This is a genomic window from Thermosynechococcus sp. TG215, assembly GCF_031583455.1.
Taxonomy (GTDB): Bacteria; Cyanobacteriota; Cyanobacteriia; order Thermosynechococcales; family Thermosynechococcaceae; genus Thermosynechococcus.
Genome location: NZ_CP134178.1, coordinates 1,380,730 through 1,398,534, shown reverse-complemented (window position 1 = coordinate 1,398,534; position 17,805 = coordinate 1,380,730). Strand labels below are relative to the sequence as shown.

General features: G+C 54.3%; 17 protein-coding genes and 1 tRNA gene. 7 read left to right on the top strand and 11 right to left on the bottom strand.

All coding sequences use genetic code 11. The features are described 5' to 3' along the window. The first annotated feature begins 7 nt into the window (after positions 1-7). Positions 8-706 (top strand): DUF1997 domain-containing protein, encoded by a 699-nt coding sequence (locus tag RHJ02_RS06710; protein ID WP_206199499.1) that lies wholly within the window; start codon positions 8-10, stop codon positions 704-706. Here the strand turns inward: RHJ02_RS06710 and RHJ02_RS06705 are convergent. Next, positions 651-1,277 carry a bifunctional 4-hydroxy-2-oxoglutarate aldolase/2-dehydro-3-deoxy-phosphogluconate aldolase gene (locus RHJ02_RS06705; RefSeq protein ID WP_310800056.1) on the bottom strand — a complete coding sequence of 209 codons (627 nt, stop codon included), beginning with the start codon at positions 1,275-1,277 and terminating at the stop codon, positions 651-653. The genes RHJ02_RS06710 and RHJ02_RS06705 overlap by 56 nt on opposite strands. Positions 1,278-1,381: 104 nt before the next feature. Here RHJ02_RS06705 and smpB point away from each other — a divergent pair, with 104 nt between their 5' ends. Then, positions 1,382-1,840 (top strand): SsrA-binding protein SmpB, encoded by a 459-nt coding sequence (gene smpB, locus RHJ02_RS06700; RefSeq protein ID WP_302677807.1) that lies wholly within the window; start codon positions 1,382-1,384, stop codon positions 1,838-1,840. Between the two features lie 2 nt (positions 1,841-1,842). Here the strand turns inward: smpB and RHJ02_RS06695 are convergent, their stop codons facing one another. Next, on the bottom strand, positions 1,843-2,469 hold the full coding sequence (locus tag RHJ02_RS06695; protein WP_206199496.1) for a DUF3747 domain-containing protein: 627 nt from the start codon (positions 2,467-2,469) through the stop codon (positions 1,843-1,845). A gap of 121 nt (positions 2,470-2,590) precedes the next feature. Then, on the bottom strand, positions 2,591-6,097 hold the full coding sequence (smc, locus tag RHJ02_RS06690; RefSeq protein ID WP_310744969.1) for a chromosome segregation protein SMC: 3,507 nt from the start codon (positions 6,095-6,097) through the stop codon (positions 2,591-2,593). A 113-nt stretch (positions 6,098-6,210) separates the two neighbouring features. Here smc and trxB point away from each other — a divergent pair, with 113 nt between their 5' ends. Together trxB and RHJ02_RS06680 are read left to right on the top strand one after the other, a co-directional pair. After that, positions 6,211-7,572 (top strand): thioredoxin-disulfide reductase, encoded by a 1,362-nt coding sequence (gene trxB, locus RHJ02_RS06685; RefSeq protein WP_310742793.1) that lies wholly within the window; start codon positions 6,211-6,213, stop codon positions 7,570-7,572. A gap of 19 nt (positions 7,573-7,591) precedes the next feature. After that, positions 7,592-8,347 (top strand): sulfite exporter TauE/SafE family protein, encoded by a 756-nt coding sequence (locus RHJ02_RS06680; RefSeq protein WP_310800055.1) that lies wholly within the window; start codon positions 7,592-7,594, stop codon positions 8,345-8,347. Positions 8,348-8,392: 45 nt separating this feature from the next. On the opposite strand, the gene RHJ02_RS06675 is transcribed toward RHJ02_RS06680, so the two are convergent. The 3 genes from RHJ02_RS06675 to RHJ02_RS06665 all read right to left on the bottom strand — a co-directional run bounded on the left by RHJ02_RS06675 (position 8,393) and on the right by RHJ02_RS06665 (position 10,008). Further along, a tRNA-Thr gene (locus RHJ02_RS06675) sits at positions 8,393-8,464 on the bottom strand. A 67-nt stretch (positions 8,465-8,531) separates the two neighbouring features. After that, positions 8,532-9,314 (bottom strand): ABC transporter permease, encoded by a 783-nt coding sequence (locus RHJ02_RS06670; RefSeq protein WP_206199492.1) that lies wholly within the window; start codon positions 9,312-9,314, stop codon positions 8,532-8,534. A gap of 94 nt (positions 9,315-9,408) precedes the next feature. Next, on the bottom strand, positions 9,409-10,008 hold the full coding sequence (locus RHJ02_RS06665) for a Uma2 family endonuclease (protein WP_310800054.1): 600 nt from the start codon (positions 10,006-10,008) through the stop codon (positions 9,409-9,411). A 138-nt stretch (positions 10,009-10,146) separates the two neighbouring features. On the opposite strand from RHJ02_RS06665, the gene RHJ02_RS06660 reads away from it, so the two are divergent. Further along, positions 10,147-12,384 (top strand): heavy metal translocating P-type ATPase, encoded by a 2,238-nt coding sequence (locus RHJ02_RS06660; RefSeq protein ID WP_310800053.1) that lies wholly within the window; start codon positions 10,147-10,149, stop codon positions 12,382-12,384. Here RHJ02_RS06660 and RHJ02_RS06655 read toward each other — a convergent pair. The 5 genes from RHJ02_RS06655 to RHJ02_RS06635 all read right to left on the bottom strand — a co-directional run bounded on the left by RHJ02_RS06655 (position 12,361) and on the right by RHJ02_RS06635 (position 15,013). Next, positions 12,361-12,879 (bottom strand): (2Fe-2S) ferredoxin domain-containing protein, encoded by a 519-nt coding sequence (locus tag RHJ02_RS06655; protein WP_206199490.1) that lies wholly within the window; start codon positions 12,877-12,879, stop codon positions 12,361-12,363. The two genes, RHJ02_RS06660 and RHJ02_RS06655, sit on opposite strands and share 24 nt — an antisense overlap. 110 nt (positions 12,880-12,989) lie before the next feature. Beyond that, on the bottom strand, positions 12,990-13,775 hold the full coding sequence (locus RHJ02_RS06650; RefSeq protein ID WP_206199489.1) for a hypothetical protein: 786 nt from the start codon (positions 13,773-13,775) through the stop codon (positions 12,990-12,992). 71 nt (positions 13,776-13,846) lie between these two features. Next, positions 13,847-14,629, bottom strand: coding sequence for a 2,2'-beta-hydroxylase CrtG (gene crtG, locus RHJ02_RS06645; RefSeq protein ID WP_206199488.1), 783 nt, complete (start codon positions 14,627-14,629; stop codon positions 13,847-13,849). A gap of 24 nt (positions 14,630-14,653) precedes the next feature. Then, positions 14,654-14,827: a hypothetical protein gene (locus RHJ02_RS06640; protein ID WP_149818048.1), complete on the bottom strand. Its 174-nt coding sequence runs from the start codon at positions 14,825-14,827 to the stop codon at positions 14,654-14,656. Positions 14,828-14,830: 3 nt separating this feature from the next. Beyond that, positions 14,831-15,013 (bottom strand): 50S ribosomal protein L32, encoded by a 183-nt coding sequence (locus tag RHJ02_RS06635; protein WP_024124949.1) that lies wholly within the window; start codon positions 15,011-15,013, stop codon positions 14,831-14,833. A 210-nt stretch (positions 15,014-15,223) separates the two neighbouring features. On the opposite strand from RHJ02_RS06635, the gene RHJ02_RS06630 reads away from it, so the two are divergent. Both RHJ02_RS06630 and RHJ02_RS06625 read left to right on the top strand, forming a co-directional pair. Then, positions 15,224-16,228, top strand: a complete 1,005-nt coding sequence (locus RHJ02_RS06630; protein ID WP_149818046.1) for a phosphoribulokinase — start codon at positions 15,224-15,226, stop codon at positions 16,226-16,228. Positions 16,229-16,254: 26 nt separating this feature from the next. Beyond that, complete coding sequence (locus RHJ02_RS06625; RefSeq protein WP_310744379.1) at positions 16,255-17,754, top strand: DUF3352 domain-containing protein; 1,500 nt, start codon at positions 16,255-16,257, stop codon at positions 17,752-17,754. Positions 17,755-17,805: the final 51 nt, after the last annotated feature.

Here is a 17,805-nt window from a genome sequence, read left to right as displayed (position 1 = left end):
TAATACTATGACCGATGCCCAAGAGGGGACAAAGCTACCCCCCTTTATTTTTCACAACCAATTCCAAGGCTGGATGGAAGTCTATGCGCCCGTTCAACGCTACGAGACCTATTTGAACAATCACCAAGAATGGTTTCACCGCTGCGCCCATCCCATGAAAACAGAACCTGTGGGCAAGCATGGCTACATTCTCACCATTGGCCGCTATGGTTCCCATGGCTATGAAGTGGAACCCAAAATTGGACTGCACCTACTGCCCCAAGAGCAGGGGGTCTATCGCATTGAAACAATTCCTGTGCCCGAACAGCCGTTTTTGAACTATGAGGTGAATTTTCAAGCGGCCATGGCCTTGGTACCGATGCGAGCCACCCCTGAGACGGATAGCGACCTGTTGGCGCTGAATGTCATTGATTACACGCGGGTCAATTGGGAATTGGATTTGCGGGTGGAAATGTACTTTCCTCGGTTTATCTACCGTTTGCCCCATGGCCTGATTCAAGGGACAGGCAATCGCGTCTTGGCTCAAATTGTCCGCCAAGTGTCCTACCGCCTCACGGCAAAGGTGCAGGATGATTTCCACAAAACCATTGGCCTCGATTTGGGCAAACGCTGGCGCCGCAAACGGTTCCATGCTGAGCGGGTGCGCACCCTTACCCCTGCGCCAGTGCCTGATACGCCTGACGAGCCTGAGCCACCTGCTGCTTGAGGCCTGCTACATCCGTGCTGAGTTGACTGCCCATACCAATGGCGATCGCCCCCGCTTTCCAGAGGGGTACCACATCCCCCCAACCAATACCGCCACAGGGAATCAGGGGAATCTCAGCCAACAAGGGTCGCAAGGCGCGTAGATAGCTCGCCCCCCCCACCGCCATCACTGGAAAAACCTTCACTGCCGTTGCCCCGGCTTGCCAAGCGTGGAGAATTTCCGTTGGTGTCAATGCCCCCAAAATCAGAGGACAATTGGCCGCCTTTGCGAGGGGCACCACCTCTATCGCTGTATGGGGGGTCACTAAAAATTGTGCGCCAGCAGCGATCGCTCCTTTAACCATTTCTGGGTTTTGCAGGCTCGCAGCGCCAATGGTGCAGTGGGGAGCGTCTTGACGGAGTTGTTGCAAGACGCCAGCAGCATCGGGGGTTGTCCAAGTCACCTCTAGGCAGGTGAAGCCCGCTTGAATATACACTTGAGCGTGGGCGATCGCTGCAGTAGGATGAGCAGCACGCACCACTGCAATCAAGGGCAGGCCTTGCAGAAACGCTAACTGCTGCGGCTTGGGCATAGCGTCATAACCATTGAGCAGGGGGGTGGGAGGGCAGTGATAAGATGAAAATTTCCCCTACCCCTAAACTACGGTATATTGGCAATACCCTTGCGGAGTTTTTGATGGGCGATAGCATCAAAGTCCTGAGTGAAAATCGCCAAGCGCGCTTCCAATACGAAATTCTGGAAACCTATGAATGTGGTCTCGTGTTGCTCGGCACTGAGGTCAAGTCCATTCGCGCTGGCAAGGTGAATTTACGGGATGGCTTTGCCCGCATCCGCAATGGTGAAGTTTGGTTGATGAATGTGCACATTTCGCCCCATGAGAGCACTAACCAATCCTACAACCATGACCCCCTGCGCGATCGCAAGCTCCTTCTCCACAAGCAGGAAATCCGTAAGCTAGTGGGCAAGGTGGAACAAAAAGGACTCACCCTTGTGCCCCTGAAGCTTTACCTGAAAAATGGGCGGGTCAAGGTTTCCCTAGGGCTGGCGCGTGGTAAGAAGCTCCACGACAAACGCCAAGACCTCAAGCAGCGCCAAGATAAACGGGAGATGGAGCGGGCAATGAAGCAGCGGTAAACCTAGCTTTGGGGAGTGGGTATGGGATCAATGTTGGTTTCCGTGCCGATGGGCGTTGCAGGGGCAGGGATACTCCCGGTTGCTGCTTCCCAAGAGTCATTGGTGAAATACACATGACCCAGCACTTGCCCCTCATAGGTGCGCCGCGTTAGCCGCCAAGTGGGTTCCAGATGAAACTTGAGAAATTGCCCTTCCTGCATACCGTGGGTGCGGCCAATGACCATACGTGGGCCACCGCGATTGCTGCTGCCAACAAGGAGTAACTCGCCATCCCCCTGTTCAATGCGCAGACCATACTGCAACCCTAAATCCTGTTGCGCCACCCGAATCGAGTAGCCATTGCTATCCGTAGCCCGCCCACAAATGCCCGTAAAGTCAAACGTCGTCAACAGTGGGTCAATCACCACGGGGTTGCTGCCCGACTCACTCCAGCAGGGACGAGTATCCTTAATTTGCTCCACCACTAAGAGGCGATAGCCACCGCGGGCAAGGGGCACAGCCATCACCACATAGCGGCTTTGATCCACTTCCGTTTGTGTAAACATATTGGCTTGGGCAGGTCGAGGGGCAATTGTTCCCAAACAGGCCACCGTCAGTAAGCTCAGGCCAAATTTTTGCCAGTATTTCATAGGGACACTCCTCAGCAGAACTTCGAGGTTTTGACAGTTAAATGGATTCTACTGTTCCTCTACGATCCACGCCGATCAACTATCGAAAATCTAGGAATTATTTTTCAGCCACCGTTAGGCATCAATGGTGAGCGGTCAAATCGAGGCCAATCACTTGGGTATGTTGACCCCGCGCTTGGGTGACGCCAATCGTGCGCTGAGCCGCTTCAATCATTGGTCGCCGCAGACTGACAACAATAAACTGTGCCTCTTGGCTCTGCTGCTGAATCATTTTGGCAAGGCGCTCAACATTGGCACCATCGAGAAACATATCCACCTCATCAAAGGCATAGAAGGGGGAAGGGCGATAGCGTTGTAGGGCAAAGATAAAACTGAGGGCCGTGAGGGATTTTTCTCCCCCCGACATTGAGGCCAAGCGTTGTACGGGTTTCCCCTTGGGATGTGCCACCAGATTCAGACCCCCGGCAAAGGGATCCTCAGGACTTTCCAGTTGCAGATAGCCATCACCCTCGGAGAGGGTGGCAAAAATGGTTTGGAAGTTGGCATTGACGGCATCAAAAGCTTCACGGAAGGACTGCTGACGCAGGGTGGTGAAGTTCTCAATCCGCAGTAGGATCTCCGTGCGCTCCGCTTCTAGAACGGCGAGCTTCTCCTGTAGCTCATTAAGCCGCCCTTGTGTTTCCTCAAATTCCTGAATCGCCAACATATTGACGGGTTCCATGGCACGCAGCTGTTTTTCGAGGGCTTGGCACTGCTGTTGAATGTCGCTGAGGGAGAGATTGGCGGGCACTTCCGGCCATGGCTGGGGTAAAGGGGGTGCCTCGATGGTGCTGAATTCCTGAAGTTGGGCTTGCAGCGTGGTGAGGGTGTCGCTGGCTTTTTGGTATTGCCATTCCAGTTGTTGGTAGTCCTTTTGCTGCTGTCGTAGTTGGTAGTCTTGGCGATCGCGATCGCCCTTGAGGTGGCCAAGGCGGGCGTCCAATTCCCTCAAGGCAGTTTGCGTGCTTTGAGTTTGCGTCGCTAAGTCCCCAAGCATCTGATCGAGGGCTTGCTGCTGACAAAGCGTCTCCTGTTGGGCTTGGTGCAGTCGCTGAATTTCCTGTTCTGTTTGTTTTAGGTCTCGTGCTAGTTGCTCGAGTTGACGGTGGCGATCGCCCAAGGCTTGATCCACCGCTTGCAGGGCGGCCACATGGTCGGCGTGAATTTTTTCCTGTGCCTGAAGCTGTTCCTGAAGCTGCTGCCACTGCTGATGGCTGGGATTGGCTTCAAGGGCATTGAGGGCAAGGCGTTCGGCGGCGAGTTCTGCTTCGAGTTCAGGAAGACGAGCCTCTAGGTGCGCGAGTTCAGTCTCTGCGGCGGTTAACTCTTGGCTAAGGTGCTGCTGTTGGCGCGCTAAGTCTGCTTGCTGGCGGTTGAGGTGCTGCTGTTGCTGCTGAAGTTGCTCCCATTGCCGCTGGCGATCGCGATGGCTTTGGCGGGCGTCACTCAGGGCTTGGCTCAGCTCATTCACTCTCCCCTGTTTTTGCGTGCGCTCTTGAATGAGGCGATCTAACAGGCGTTCCAGTTCCCCAAGGCGATCGCGCACCTGTTGGACTTCTGCCGATTCTTGGGGGGTGGCCCCCTGACCAAAACGGAGGGTATTTGTCCGACTATAGCTACCCCCGGTCATTGCCCCTGAGGGTTCTAGCAAGTCTCCCTCTAGGGTGACCATCCGATATTGCCCTAGGTAGGGTCGCGCCGCCTCAAGGCTCTCAAAGACCAGGGTACTGCCAAACACGTAGGCAAAAATGGGGGCATATTGCGGCTCAAAGGTCACAAGATTCAAGGCATAGTCAATACAGCCTGCCAAGGAGATAAGGGGTAGGGTCTTGGGACGTGCCATCTTGTTCAGGGGCAAAAATGTCGCTCTACCAGCCCGTTCCCGCTTCAGGATGGCGATCGCTGCTGCCGCCACACTGTCATCCGCCACAACGATATTGCCTAGGCGTGCCCCGGCCGCAATTTCCAAGGCCAGTTGATAGCGGGGTTCCACTTGACCGAGCTGTGCCACCAGCCCAAACACGCCGGGGAGATCAGCACTTAAAATGAGCCGCGCCGCAAAACTCCCTTGGCTTTCCTGAACCGCCTGTTGCCGTGCTTCCAGTTGATCCAGTTCTCGCTGCTTTTGGCGCTGTTCTCGCTCAAGGCGTTGATAGGTTTCTTCTGTTAAGCTCAATTGTTGCTGAGCTGTGGCCAGTTGTTGGGCGAGGTTTTGTAGTTGCTGCTCCTCTTGTTGGACTGCTGCTGCAGCTTTTGTGAGCGCGTCTTGCAATTCCAATTGTTGAGCTTCTAAACTGGTGGCCGCTTGGTGCAATTCCCCCTGCCGTTGCCGCAATTGTTGCGATCGCTCCTGAAGGCGAGAGAGTTCACTGCGACTCGGTTCCAGTTCGTGGATCAGGGCATCAATCCGCTGCCGTCGCCGACTGTGCTCCTGAAACCAAGCTTGGGCTGCCGTATTCAACTCCTGAGCTTGCTGCCGTAGGGCGTCGAGGGTGGCTTGGCTGGTGGCAACCGCTGTCACTAAGGGGGGGCGATCGCCCTGTTGCTGTTCTAACTCTTGAGTAAGTTGCTGTTGCTGCAACCGTTGACTGTGGTACTGGGCTTGCCGTTGCTGGAGTTGTTCTGCCAACTGTGCCTGCTGCTGTTGGTAGGCTGTTTGCTGGCGTTGACACTGCCGCTGTTGGGCGTGGAGAGCCGCCAACGCTGCTTGCAGGCGGAGGTACGTTTCTTCGCCGAGGGCTTTCACCTGTTGATTGAGTTGTTCTAGCGTAACCGTTGCCGCTGCCATCTCCCGTGCCTTTTGTTGCAGTTGCTCTTGGCGTTGGGCTTGTTCTTTTTGTAGCGTCTGAATCTGTGTTTGTAGTTGCACCTTTTGCGCTTCCTGGGCTTGCCATTGGCGCACCAACAGCCATTGCTCTCGCTCTTGCAGTTCTAGCCGTAGGGCTTGATATTTTTCCGCTTGCAGGCGATCCCGTTGCAGGCGATCGCGCTGTTGAATCAATTCCTGCTCAACAATGCGAAAGCGTTCTTCGCGCTCCTTGACTGTATCTAATTTTTCGCGAGCTTGGGCAATCTTGCGGTCAAAATCCGCCACCCCCGCCAATTCGTCAATAATTTCCCGCCGTGCCTTGGCATTCATAGAAATGATACTGGTGACGTCCCCCTGCAAGACCACGTTATACCCTTGGGGATAAATACAAAATGCCTGCAACTGGTCGTGCAGTTCATTCAGCGTGCAGGGTTGATCATTCACCGCGTAGGTCGAGGTATAGGTGCCCTGCTTGGTTACCCGCAGTCGCCGCGTCACGCGCCATTCCGTTTCAGCATCTAGTGCAAAGGTCACCGTGACTCGCGTTTCGACCACACTATGGCCACGCCGCGTTTGGCTATGGTTCACCAAATCTGGCAATCGTTCTGCCCGCATCCCCTTAGACCCCGCAAGGCCAAGGGCAAACAGCAACGCATCCAAGAGGTTCGACTTCCCTGAGCCATTGGGGCCTGAAATGACCGTAAACCCCGGCAGCAGCGGAATCACGGTTGTGCCGCCAAAGGACTTAAAATTCGTGAGTTCTAACTGCTTGATATACACAGCCAAGGAGCGTGCCTAACCGTTTCATTATGCCCAAAGATGCTTCCCTTGTTTGCCACGGAAAATCAAGCTAAAATCAAATAACTCATAGTCGTTTCGAGTTTGTTTTAGCCATGACACCGCCACGGATTGAAAACGTTGTCATTATTGGTTCTGGCCCTGCGGGCTACACAGCAGCCATCTATGCCGCTCGCGCCAACCTCAAGCCCTTTATGTTTGAAGGCTATCAAATTGGGGGGCTGCCGGGGGGACAACTCATGACCACCACCGAAGTGGAAAACTTTCCCGGCTTTCCGGAAGGCATTCAAGGGCCGCAACTGATGGCACGGATGAAGGCGCAAGCAGAGCGCTGGGGCACAGAAATGGTCACTGAAGATGTGATTCAGGTGGATTTTAGTCAACGCCCCTTTCTCATTAGCTCAGCAGAGCGGCAGGTCTATGCCCACAGCGTCATTATCTGTACGGGTGCCACGGCCAAACGACTCCATCTCCCCGGCGAAGAGCAGTATTGGACTAAGGGGGTCTCCGCCTGTGCCATTTGTGATGGGGCAACGCCGATTTTCAAGGATGTCGAGTTGGCGGTGATTGGCGGCGGTGATAGTGCAGCGGAGGAAGCAGTCTATCTCACTAAATATGGCTCCCACGTCCATCTTCTTGTGCGTAGTGACAAAATGCGCGCTAGTAAGGCGATGCAGGATCGCGTGTTTGCCAATCCTAAAATTACGGTTCACTGGCAAACTGAAGCACGGGAAATCCTTGGCGATGGCAATTTAATGACGGGTCTGCGGATTATCAATAAAGCCACAGGGGAAGAATCCGTCCTGCCGGTGCGCGGCCTATTCTACGCCATTGGTCATACCCCCAACACCCAACTCTTCAAAGATTTTCTGGAATTGGATAGTGTGGGCTATATCGTCACCCACCACGGGACACAAACGAATGTGGCAGGGGTCTTTGCCGCAGGGGATGTTCAAGACCATGAATACCGCCAAGCAGTAACAGCGGCAGGCAGTGGCTGTATGGCCGCCCTTGATGCCGAACGCTGGCTCTCGGCGCGGGGGCTAATTCAGGAGTTCCACCAAACGGAAACCGAGACCAAACCCGCAGAAACGGCGAAGCCTACGACATCTCCAGAACAGGCGTTTGATCCCAATGCCATTAAGCATCGGGGTAGCTATGCCTTGCGCAAGCTTTTCCACGAGAGCGATCGCCTGCTGCTGGTGAAATATGTCTCGCCCACCTGTGGCCCGTGCCACACCCTCAAGCCGATTTTGGATCGCCTAGTCGAGGAGTTCGATGGCAGGGTGCAGCTGATTGAAATTGACATTACTGAAGATAGCGCGATCGCCGAGCAAGCAGGGGTTACCAGTACACCCACGATTCAACTCTTCAAAAACAAAGAACTCCTAGAAGTGATCGTGGGGATGAAACCCAAGAGTCAGTACCGCGAGACCATCCAACGCTACCTTGCTTAGGCTCTAGCTAGTCAGGGGCATGATCAGCGGGATCGGACTGCTGACCGTTGCAGGTCTGGCGGCGGGCTTTGTCAATGCCATTGCCGGTGGGGGAACACTGATTAGTTTTCCTGCCTTGGTGGCGATCGGCTTGCCGCCAGTGGTTGCCAATCTCACCAGCACGGTGGCTTTGGTACCCGGTTACTTGGGAGCGACAGTGGCGCAACGGCAGGAGCTAAAGGGTCAGCAACGGCGCCTTGGTTGGCTCTTTCCCAGTGCGGTGGCCGGGGGCATCACAGGGGCGATGTTACTCTTGCACACCAACGAGGCACTCTTTAATGCCTTGATTCCCTATTTGCTGCTTTTGGCCGCTGTCCTCTTGGGGGTTCAGGAGCAGGTGCGGGCTTGGTTGCTGCAGCGGATCAGTACGCCAGCCGTATCTGAAGTGGGAGCCATTCCTCTTGTGTTTCTAGCGGCGGTCTATGGCGGCTATTTTGGCGCGGGGGTGAGTGTGATTCTACTCGCCGTGCTGGGCATTGTTCTCGGGGAAAGCTTGACGCGCCTCAATGGCTTGAAGCACATTTTGGCCTTTGGAATCAATGTTGCCGCTGCCGCGTTTTTTGTTGTATCGGGGGAGGTGGTGTGGCCCGTTGCCTTGGGGATGGCGATCGCTGCCATTGTTGGCGGACTTTTGGGGGGTAAATTTGCCCGTGCGGTTAACCCGCTGCTGTTACGCCGTACAGTGGTTCTTTTGGCCGTCGTACTGGCACTCATTTACTGGCAGCGACAGCGATAAATGCCCCCACTCGCGATGGCAACTTCCATGAGATTTGCCCAACAAAGCCCGTGACGAGGATTGAACTCGTGACCTCACCCTTACCAAGGGTGTGCTCTACCACTGAGCTACACGGGCAAAAATTCCCAGAGCTTTATCATAGCCCATTGGGGGAGCAATTGCACAGCGGGGCGGTGGGTTTTTCTTAAAAATTGCGACGGGAGAAAATCCAAGTGGCGATCGCCAGCAGTGCTACCGTATAAATCACGCCATAGAAGGCATTGGCCACGAGTTCTGGTACAGAGGGCAGCATGCCATAGACCGCTGTATTCTTAAAATCCAAGCGGGATAAATCGGGAAAGATCAGATAGAGAAACTGCATCAGTTGCCGTACGGCATCACTCTCCATCTTTTGGCTGAGGATCACCAAGTTTTGACTAAAGTGCCCCATAAAGTACAGTGCCACCGTTAACAGCGTGGCAATCAGGGAACTGGTGAAACTGCCAAAGAGCAAAGCGGCTGCCGTCAAGAGGGCGAGTTGCAGCGCAATGTAGAAAGAGGTCACCATCAAAGGTCCTGCGGGATAGGCAAACTGATTCAAGCTCATCAGAATAAACAGAATCAGCGTCATCAGTGCTACCAGTACCAGCAGAACCGCCGATAGACCCAAATGTTTGCCAATAATAAATTCCGCGCGACTGATGGGTTTCGCCAACATCACTAAGATCGTGCGCTTTTCTATCTCTTTATTGAGCAGACCACCCCCGACAAAGGCCGCAATCAGCAAGCCAAAGAGGGAAATTCCTGCCATCCCCACATCAAGGCTAATTTTGTCTTGGGTGCCTGCTGACACCTGTCCCAAAATCACAACCGCCAAGGCGAGGCCAATGGCAAAAACAGCAGTGACGTAAAGAACCCGCTCCCGCAGGGTTTCATTGAAAACATTACGGCTAATTGTCCAGAGGCGACTCACCGTTAACGGCAACATGTCTGGTACCCCTTGAATTTACTCTCCTCTCAAAGAATACCCAATTTTGCTTTTTCGATAGCCTCGGCGTTCATAGGGAGAGCCGCTTGCCGTTTCACGGAGCAGTGGTATCTACGGCGGGGGCAGAGAGGTCAACGTCTTCATAAAACTGTTCAATAGGCACTTTGAGGTCAATGCTCCTCAACTCAACGCGATCGCCCGCGCGGTAGCAGCGCAGCAACCAATCCCCCACTTCATTTTTCTGGTAAATGTCGATCGCCATTTCCTCTGAGCTAGCGAGCACATAATCCACGAGGTTGGGGTTACGACGGTAGAGATCAAACTTTTTGCCGCGATCGTAGGCTTCGGTGGCGGGTGAGAGCACTTCCACAATGAGACAGGGATAAGTGATGAAAAAGGGACTCTGGCGATCGCGATCGTCACAGGTGACACTCAGATCGGGATAGGTAAAATTCGATGTCTCAAAAATATTCACGCGACAATCAGAAGTATAGGTTTTGCAGCCTTTACCCCGTAAGTGGGATTTAATAATTAACAAAAAGTTACCAGCAATATCGCTGTGGTTTCTTGTACCACCCGCCATCGCATACACGTAACCATCAATCAACTCATGCTTTTCTAACTGCTGCTCTTCCCACGCGAAGTATTCTTCTGGTGTGAAATAGCGATCGCCCGTCTCCTTGGCAGTCACCATTCTCTGTATTTCTCGTGAAAACCTCACTTCTTTAGGATAGCTCGCCCTTTCCCTGACATCGCAAAGCCAACGTGCCACAATAGGCGGTGGGGACGCAGTTAGGAGATTGAACGTAGTCCTTTTTGGAGAGGGTGCGACGTGTCCCTAAGTTCAAGTGTTGATTCTCACGCCCCTGAGGTAGCCATCCTGCGGGTGAGCGGCTTGCGTTGTGCTGGCTGCGTGCGATCGCTGGAAAATCAGTTAAAAGAGCAGCCGGGCGTAGATGCTGCGGCAGTCAATCTGGTCACGGGAACCGCCGTTGTCACCTATTCCCCCGCTGAGACGACCCCCAGCGCCATTGTCGAGAGCCTGAACCAAGGTCGCTTTCAAGCCACCCTCGCAGAAGCCAATGCCCTTTTGGAACTGCCCACGGCCTCTGAGGAAACCTCTTTGCCAAGGTTGGCGATCGCCCTTGTGCTCCTTGTTCTCTCCAGTGTCGGCCACGGGATTGATCTGCTGCCGGGGCACTGGCCCATGTTAGAGGCAATGATCTGGCATTGGGGGCTAGCAACCATTGCCCTTGTCCTACCGGGGTGGGAAATTCTGCGGGAAGGAATGATGGGCCTGTTCCAACGTCGCCCGAATATGAATACGCTGGTGGCTCTTGGCGCCTTGGGGGCTTACCTCACGAGTACGGTGGCGTGGCTCTGGCCGGCCTTGGGCTGGGCGTGTTTCTTTGATGAACCGGTGATGATCCTTGGCTTTATTTTGCTGGGGCGATCGCTGGAGCAACGGGTACGTCAACAGGCACAACGGGACTTGCGATCCCTCCTTGCGCTTCAGCCACAACAGGCGCTATGGCAACCCAGTTTGACCGCTAGCGATCGCTGGCCCATTCCCGTCAGTCGTATCCAAGTCGGGGACTGGCTGTGGGTAGATGCTGGAGAACCCTTTCCTGCCGATGGCACGATTGTGACCGGGGAAACCCTGGTGGATGAATCCATGCTCACAGGGGAATCTCTACCGGTGGCCAAGGGGGTGGGGGCATCCGTTCTGGCGGGCAGTCGCAATGTTGGTGCTGCCGTTACCCTACGGGTGGAACGCTGTGGTCGTGCCTCATTTTTGGGGCAGATTCTAGACCTCGTGGTGCAGGCACAAAATCGCAAAGCACCGGTGCAGCAAATGGCGGATGGGGTGGCCGGCTATTTTGGCTATGGGGTGCTAGCCTTGGCGGCAGCAACGGCTCTCTTTTGGAGCGCGATCGCCCCCCATTTCTTCCCAGAAATGACCAATAGCACACCCCTATTGCCCTTAAAGCTAGCCTTGAGTGTTCTGGTGATTGCCTGTCCCTGTGCCCTTGGCCTTGCCACCCCGATCGCGCTGCTTGTGGGCACCAGTCACGCGGCTGCCAAAGGCTTAATTATTCGAGGTGGTGATGTTCTTGAGCGCAGTCAGCAGTTGGACACAATTGTGTTTGATAAGACGGGCACACTGACGACCGGTGAACTGGCAGTGGCCGAGATCAACCTCTATGGCGATCACTCCTCTCAAGAGGTGCTGTATCTGCTAGCCAGTTTAGAGCGCGAGAGTCGCCATCCCCTTGCAGTGGCGATTCAGAAGGCGTGGGCTGCGACCGGCCAGACAACAGAGCTAGCAACGGTGACAGAGGTGGAAACTGCCCTCGGACTGGGGATCAGCGGTTGGATTGAGGGGCATTACTATCAGGCGGGTCGCCTCAGTTGGCTGCGTGATCAGGGGGTTGACTGCCCCTCCCTAGAAGTGGAAACCCATGTGGCCTTGGCCTGCGATCGCCAGTTGATTGCCGTTGTGACCTTTCGCGATCGCCTGCGCCCAGAGGCAGTGAGCACCGTTCAAGCCCTGCAAGCCCAAGGCTATGCGATCCATGTGCTGACGGGAGACACGGCCAAAGCCGCACAGCAACTCCTAGAACCACTAGGCTTACCCACAACCCATCTTCACACAGACCTCCAACCGCAACAAAAGCTGGCTCTTATTGAAGGTTGGCAAGCCCAAGGCAAAACCGTTGCCATGGTCGGGGATGGCATGAATGATGCGCCAGCTCTAACGGCAGCTCAGGTGGGGATTAGCCTTGGTACGGGTACAGAGGTGGCCATTGAAGCAGCGGATATTATCCTCACCCGCAATCATCTAGAGGATGTGCTCGCTGTGCTAAGCCTTAGCCGCACCACCTTCCGCAAAATTCAGCAGAATCTTCTTTGGGCAGTGGCCTACAATATCGTCGGTTTACCCCTTGCAGCCGGTGTTGGATTACCCCTATGGGGTCTTAGTCTCACCCCCGGAATTGCTGCCGCTTGTATGGCTGTGAGTTCGATTGCCGTTGTCCTGAATTCCCTAAGCCTCAGTCGAGCAAACTAGCTCGCGAATCTGTTGGGCATTGGCGCGGGTCAGCCGTTTCTTGTGGGGCAGGACAACCACCGCGGGTCCCCGTTTGCATTCCCCCATACAGCCCGTCGCCTTCAGGGCAATGGGGAGCTGTTGTGCCTCTAGTTCTTGCCAGAGTTCCTTGGCACCCCGCCGACAGCAGGAGGATTTTTGACAAATGAGCACCTTACAGGGCTGAGAACGCTTTGCCGCTGCGGGTTGAGCCGTTGCTAAAAATTCTAAATGACTGGCCTTGTATTGCTTGACCCAGCCATCGTACTTATCGCTGATCATTCCCTCTAACCGCAGGCGATCGCCCACCTTGGGGGGTTGCGCTAACTCACGGCGCAGAGACTTTTCTAGCTTAACCCAGACCGTTCCTGTGGCGGTTTTTAGAATCACGACTTTGGGTCGCCCCTTCTTATAAAAGACCGCTTCGACAGTGCCCTCAAGGGAAAATGTCGGCAAATCAATAACACCCAGACCCATGAACGTCAAACCTTGTTAGAAATTTTTCTCAACAAATTGAGTCTAGCATACAAGGGACGGTCTTGGGGGCATCCCAGATCGTTGTGAGATTCACCTGTGGAAAAATAATCTTAGCTGGAGAGAATCCGCTCCCACTCTGCCAGTAGGTTATCAATACTAGCGTCCGTCGGGTTACTCTCAAGGTGGGTGCCCACTTCCTCAACGCTATTGGGAAAGAGTTCTTCGAGAGTGGGTTGAACGGTGGGGGGTTCCTCTGAAGCGAGATCGGGCATTAAGTAAATTTGGCGAATATCCGGCGGCAGATACTCCGCGATGCGTACTAGCCCCTCTTCTAAATGCTGGTTGAGTTCCTCAAGGCTGTAGGTTTCCCCTTGAACTTCTAAATAGGCGCGCACGCGCTCAAGGTTCCAGTGAAAGGTTTGGGTGGTCACTAGCACGAGACGGCTCAGGGGACTCAAGTAGGCAAGGCTGGCTTCTAAGTAGCACCAAAGGGGCGGTGGCGCATCCTGCAGGACATAGGTAATGTGCTCAATGCCGGGGAGTTCCTCTTGAATCAGGGTAGCGGTGCGGTTGATAATCCAATTGCGCAGGGAGCGAGCTTCCTCATCGCCAATTTTCACCCCTTCAGGAGTAAATTCCAAACGGTCAAGGCTAAAAAATAGCCCATGCCACACCTTAGCAAACAGATAGTCCACTTGTACGGGCGATCGCCCGTGGTGTTGCAGCACACTATAGACAAGGGCGGCATAGCGACAATACAGGGCAACAAAGTAGCAGCCGCGATCGCGCTCCTCCTGAAAGGCTTTGATCAGTGCTTCATCAGACCAAGTGAGTAGCGGCTGAATTAAAGGATGTTGCCGCTCCGCCATCATCGGAAAGGAAAGTGCCTTGACCATCTCACTGCCACTGAACTAGACGAACTGTCCTACGCCTTGGCCAATTGGCCTATGCAGAATTCATTCTTTCTTCAGCCTTGGGTGCGATCGCGAAACAGGGGCAGGTAATCGCGGCTCTCTGTCCCCAGCCAGCGATCCCAAAAGGTGAAATAGAGGCCATAGTTACAGCGAAACTGACTATGGTGCAAACTGTGGTGGGTGGCGCCAATCAACCACTGTCCCAACCAATGCTCGGCAAAGCCACAGGGATAAATCTCTAAATTCAGGTGGTTGATCACACTGGAGACCGTCATCAGGCTGAGCTGAATCACGATCGCGTAGGGGTGCAGCGGCACAAGCACAATAATCAGCGGCAGGAAAATGGCCTGTAGAAGCGCTTCCCACGGGTGAAATGAAAAGGCCGTCCAAGGCGAGGCCACAATGCTATGGTGATGCACCCGATGGACACGGCGATAAATTTTCGGTTGGTGCATCCAGCGATGGAGCCAATAGTAATAGGTCTCGTGAAGCAGCAGCACAAGGCCAATGCTCAAGGGAAAGTAAATGTAGTCCCAAAGGGAATTTAACTCTAGATAAACCGCTGTCCAGCCCCGCTGCCACATCACTGCGGCGATCGCCCCCGCCAACGCAAAAATAGCCGCTGTCACCAACGACCAGCCAAACTCCTGCCAAAACTGTCCCCGCTGGTAGGGGCGCAAATTGACCCGCCGTTTCCTCAGGGGCGTCCAGCGAGCCACCACATATACAAGCGAAAAAAAGCCGGCCACCAGAACGAGGCGGCTGACCACCATCAAAAACATGACCCCAACCATAATGCCAAAGAGGCGGGGGTCACTGAGGTTGTAGGGAATCATGCAAAAAAGTGCTAAATGCGTCCCCTAGACCCAGCCCAACCAGTGGAGCAAGCCCTCTCCTGTCCAATATTCCCATAACAAAAGAGCCACAAGACCAACCATAGCAGCACGACCATTGATCCGCTCAGCAAAAGTATTAAAGCCGTACTTGGGGGTTTCCAGTTTTGGGGTGCGGCTTGGCTCCGTGGGAGTGGCCATGGATTACTCCTGTTCGTCTTCGTTTTCTTCTTCAGCTTCAGGGAAGTAGAAGCCTTGGGCGCGCTCGGTCAAAATAGACTTGCCAATGGAAAGGGCACGTTGCGCTTGAAGGGCAGCTTGGCGCTTCCAGACCGCACGACGCATACTGCGCTTGGACTTCGAGGTTTTCTTCTTGGGGCAGGCCATGATGATCCCTAGGACTAACTTTCGCAATCTACTAGTGTATCCCAAACGCTTCCCTAGGGCAACCACCGCTCCCCCCTATGGAGGGCAATGTTCCTCTTTTTGACCAAAAAACTATCACAGAGGGACACCACCCTTGTAATATCAGTAAGGGAATACTGAACCACCCCATCAGGGGATGTCCACTTCTACGAGCAAAGGGAATCGTCAGCTATGAGCAGTAAGCCAGACCGTGTGGTTCTCATCGGCGTTGCTGGAGACTCCGGCTGTGGTAAATCAACGTTTTTGCGCCGACTGGCCGATCTGTTTGGCGAAGAGTTTATGACTGTGATTTGCTTGGATGACTATCACAGTCTGGATCGCAAGCAGCGGAAAGAAACGGGGATTACGGCTCTTGATCCCCGTGCCAACAACTTTGATCTGATGTATGAGCAGATCAAGGCTCTCAAAAATGGCGAATCAATCATGAAACCCATCTACAACCACGAAACGGGGACGATTGACCCGCCAGAGAGGGTTGATCCTAACCACGTGATTGTGATTGAAGGGCTGCATCCCCTTTACGATGAACGGGTGCGATCGCTGATTGACTTTAGTGTCTATCTCGACATCAGCGACGATGTAAAAATTGCTTGGAAGATCAAGCGCGACATGGCCGAGCGGGGTCACAGCTACGAAGACGTGATTGCCTCCATCAATGCCCGTCGACCCGACTTCATGGCCTATATCGATCCCCAAAAGCAGTACGCTGACGTGGTCTTGCAAATTCTGCCGACCCAGTTGGTCAAAGAGGAAAAAGTCGGCAATATCCTGCGGGTACGGATGCTGCAACGGGAAGGCATCCCCGGCTTTGAGCCAGTCTATCTTTTTGATGAAGGCTCCACGATTACTTGGATTCCCTGCGGTCGTAAGCTCACCTGCTCTTATCCGGGCATCCGCCTCAGCTACGGGCCTGATGAATACTATGGTCACCCCGTTTCGGTGTTAGAAGTGGACGGTCGCTTTGAAAAACTCGATGAACTGATCTACATCGAAAGCCACCTGAGCAACACCTCCACCAAGCACTATGGTGAAATGACGGAACTGCTGCTGAAGCACCGTGACTATCCGGGTTCCGATAATGGTTCGGGTCTGTTCCAAGTGCTGACGGGGCTGAAAATGCGGGCGACCTATGAGCGCTTGACCTCGCGGGATGTGGCCACTGTCACCAACCGCTAATTTGGCCTGCCACATTGAGGGCACTGATGCAACCGCACCATCGATCGCTATGGTCATCGTTTTTGGTCTTTATCCTCTGCTGGTTGGTTCTCACCTGTGGCCAGCCAGCCTTCGCTGCCGATAGCGATGACCTGATCTTTGTCCCCCGCCAAGCCCAGAGTGTCCTCAGGCTCAATCAACGTCCCAGTAGCGATCCGTTGCGTTTTTTGTGGGAGCGTTTTGGGGTATCCCAACTGGCTGATTGGGGCTGGTCGTGGTCTGAGGTCAGTACTTGGGTGGGAGAGGGGGTGACGGTTGCCCAGTTCCCCTGTCCTGAAGTGTGTCCATCCCCGCGGCAGTTGTGGATTCTGCCCCTGAAGCGGCCAGATGCAGCAACGGCTTTCTTAGAGACCTACTGGCAAAGCCATCCTTTTGAGGCGCAAGTCTATCAAAATATCCCCCTCCAAGTGGGTAAGGACTTGGTGACGGCACGACTGGGCGATCGCCTGCTCCTTGCTGCCGATGTGGAGACCATGATCGCTAGCTTGGGGTCAGCGGTGACTGGGGATGGCAATCTGGCGGGTTTGAGCTTTTATCAAGCGGCGCGATCTCAATTAGACGCTCAACCTACGGCCCTCTACTATGCCAACCTGCAATCCCTAAGTCGTGAGGATCGTGAACTGGCACCCACCTACGATCGCCTGCTGTTGGCCGTGAAGGCGCAAAACAACGAGCTGCATCTGGAAACGCTGCTGCACCGCACCAGTGATCCGACACTAGCTGCTGATCCCCTTGACCTTGAGTTCCGCCGTGCCCAAGAACCGCTGCCGACGGTGGTGGTTGCGGGTTCCCACTTGCCAGAGGGCTATAGCCAACTCACCAAGGCTTTGGCAGACTACCGCTTTGGCAGAACGCCCCAAGGGGATGAGATTGCCAGCCAACTGCTGCGGGATTTGACAGGAGAGATACCCTTGGACGTGACGAGGCAAATTTTTCCCTTGGCCAGCGATCGCTTTAGCCTTGCCCTTTGGCACCAAGGCGATGAACAGTGGCAATGGTGGTGGCAGACGCGCAATACCCCAGAGGCGGCAACTGTGCTGCAACAATTGGATGATCTTGCCCGCGCCAATGGCTATGAGGTGAATCGCTTGGTCTTGAATAAAGAACCCGTCACTGCTTGGGTGAAATTAATTCTTGACCCGCAGACCAGTGAAGGCTTGGTCTCTGATGTGGCCGCGGCCTATGAGCAACGGGGCGATCGCCTGATCTTGGCCTCCTCCCTATCGGTACTGTTCCCTAGCCAGCATAAAAAGGTGTCTTGGCTGCCGGAGAACCTCCTGCGACAGCGGCAAGGGATTCGTGGGTTGGTCTATGCCCGTTGGCCAGAGCTATTTGCTCCCTTGAGCCAGCGTTGGCCGCTACTTCAGTATCTCAATGGCATCAGTGCCGGCTGGCTGGAACGTCTGCAAAGCATGACTTTGGTGAATTATGGCGTGCGCGATCGCTTGCAACACCTAGAACTGATTCTCAGCAGCAAAAAAGATTAGAACTGTTAACAAATCCTTAATACGCCTGTTATCAATTGTTGTACTGCCCTG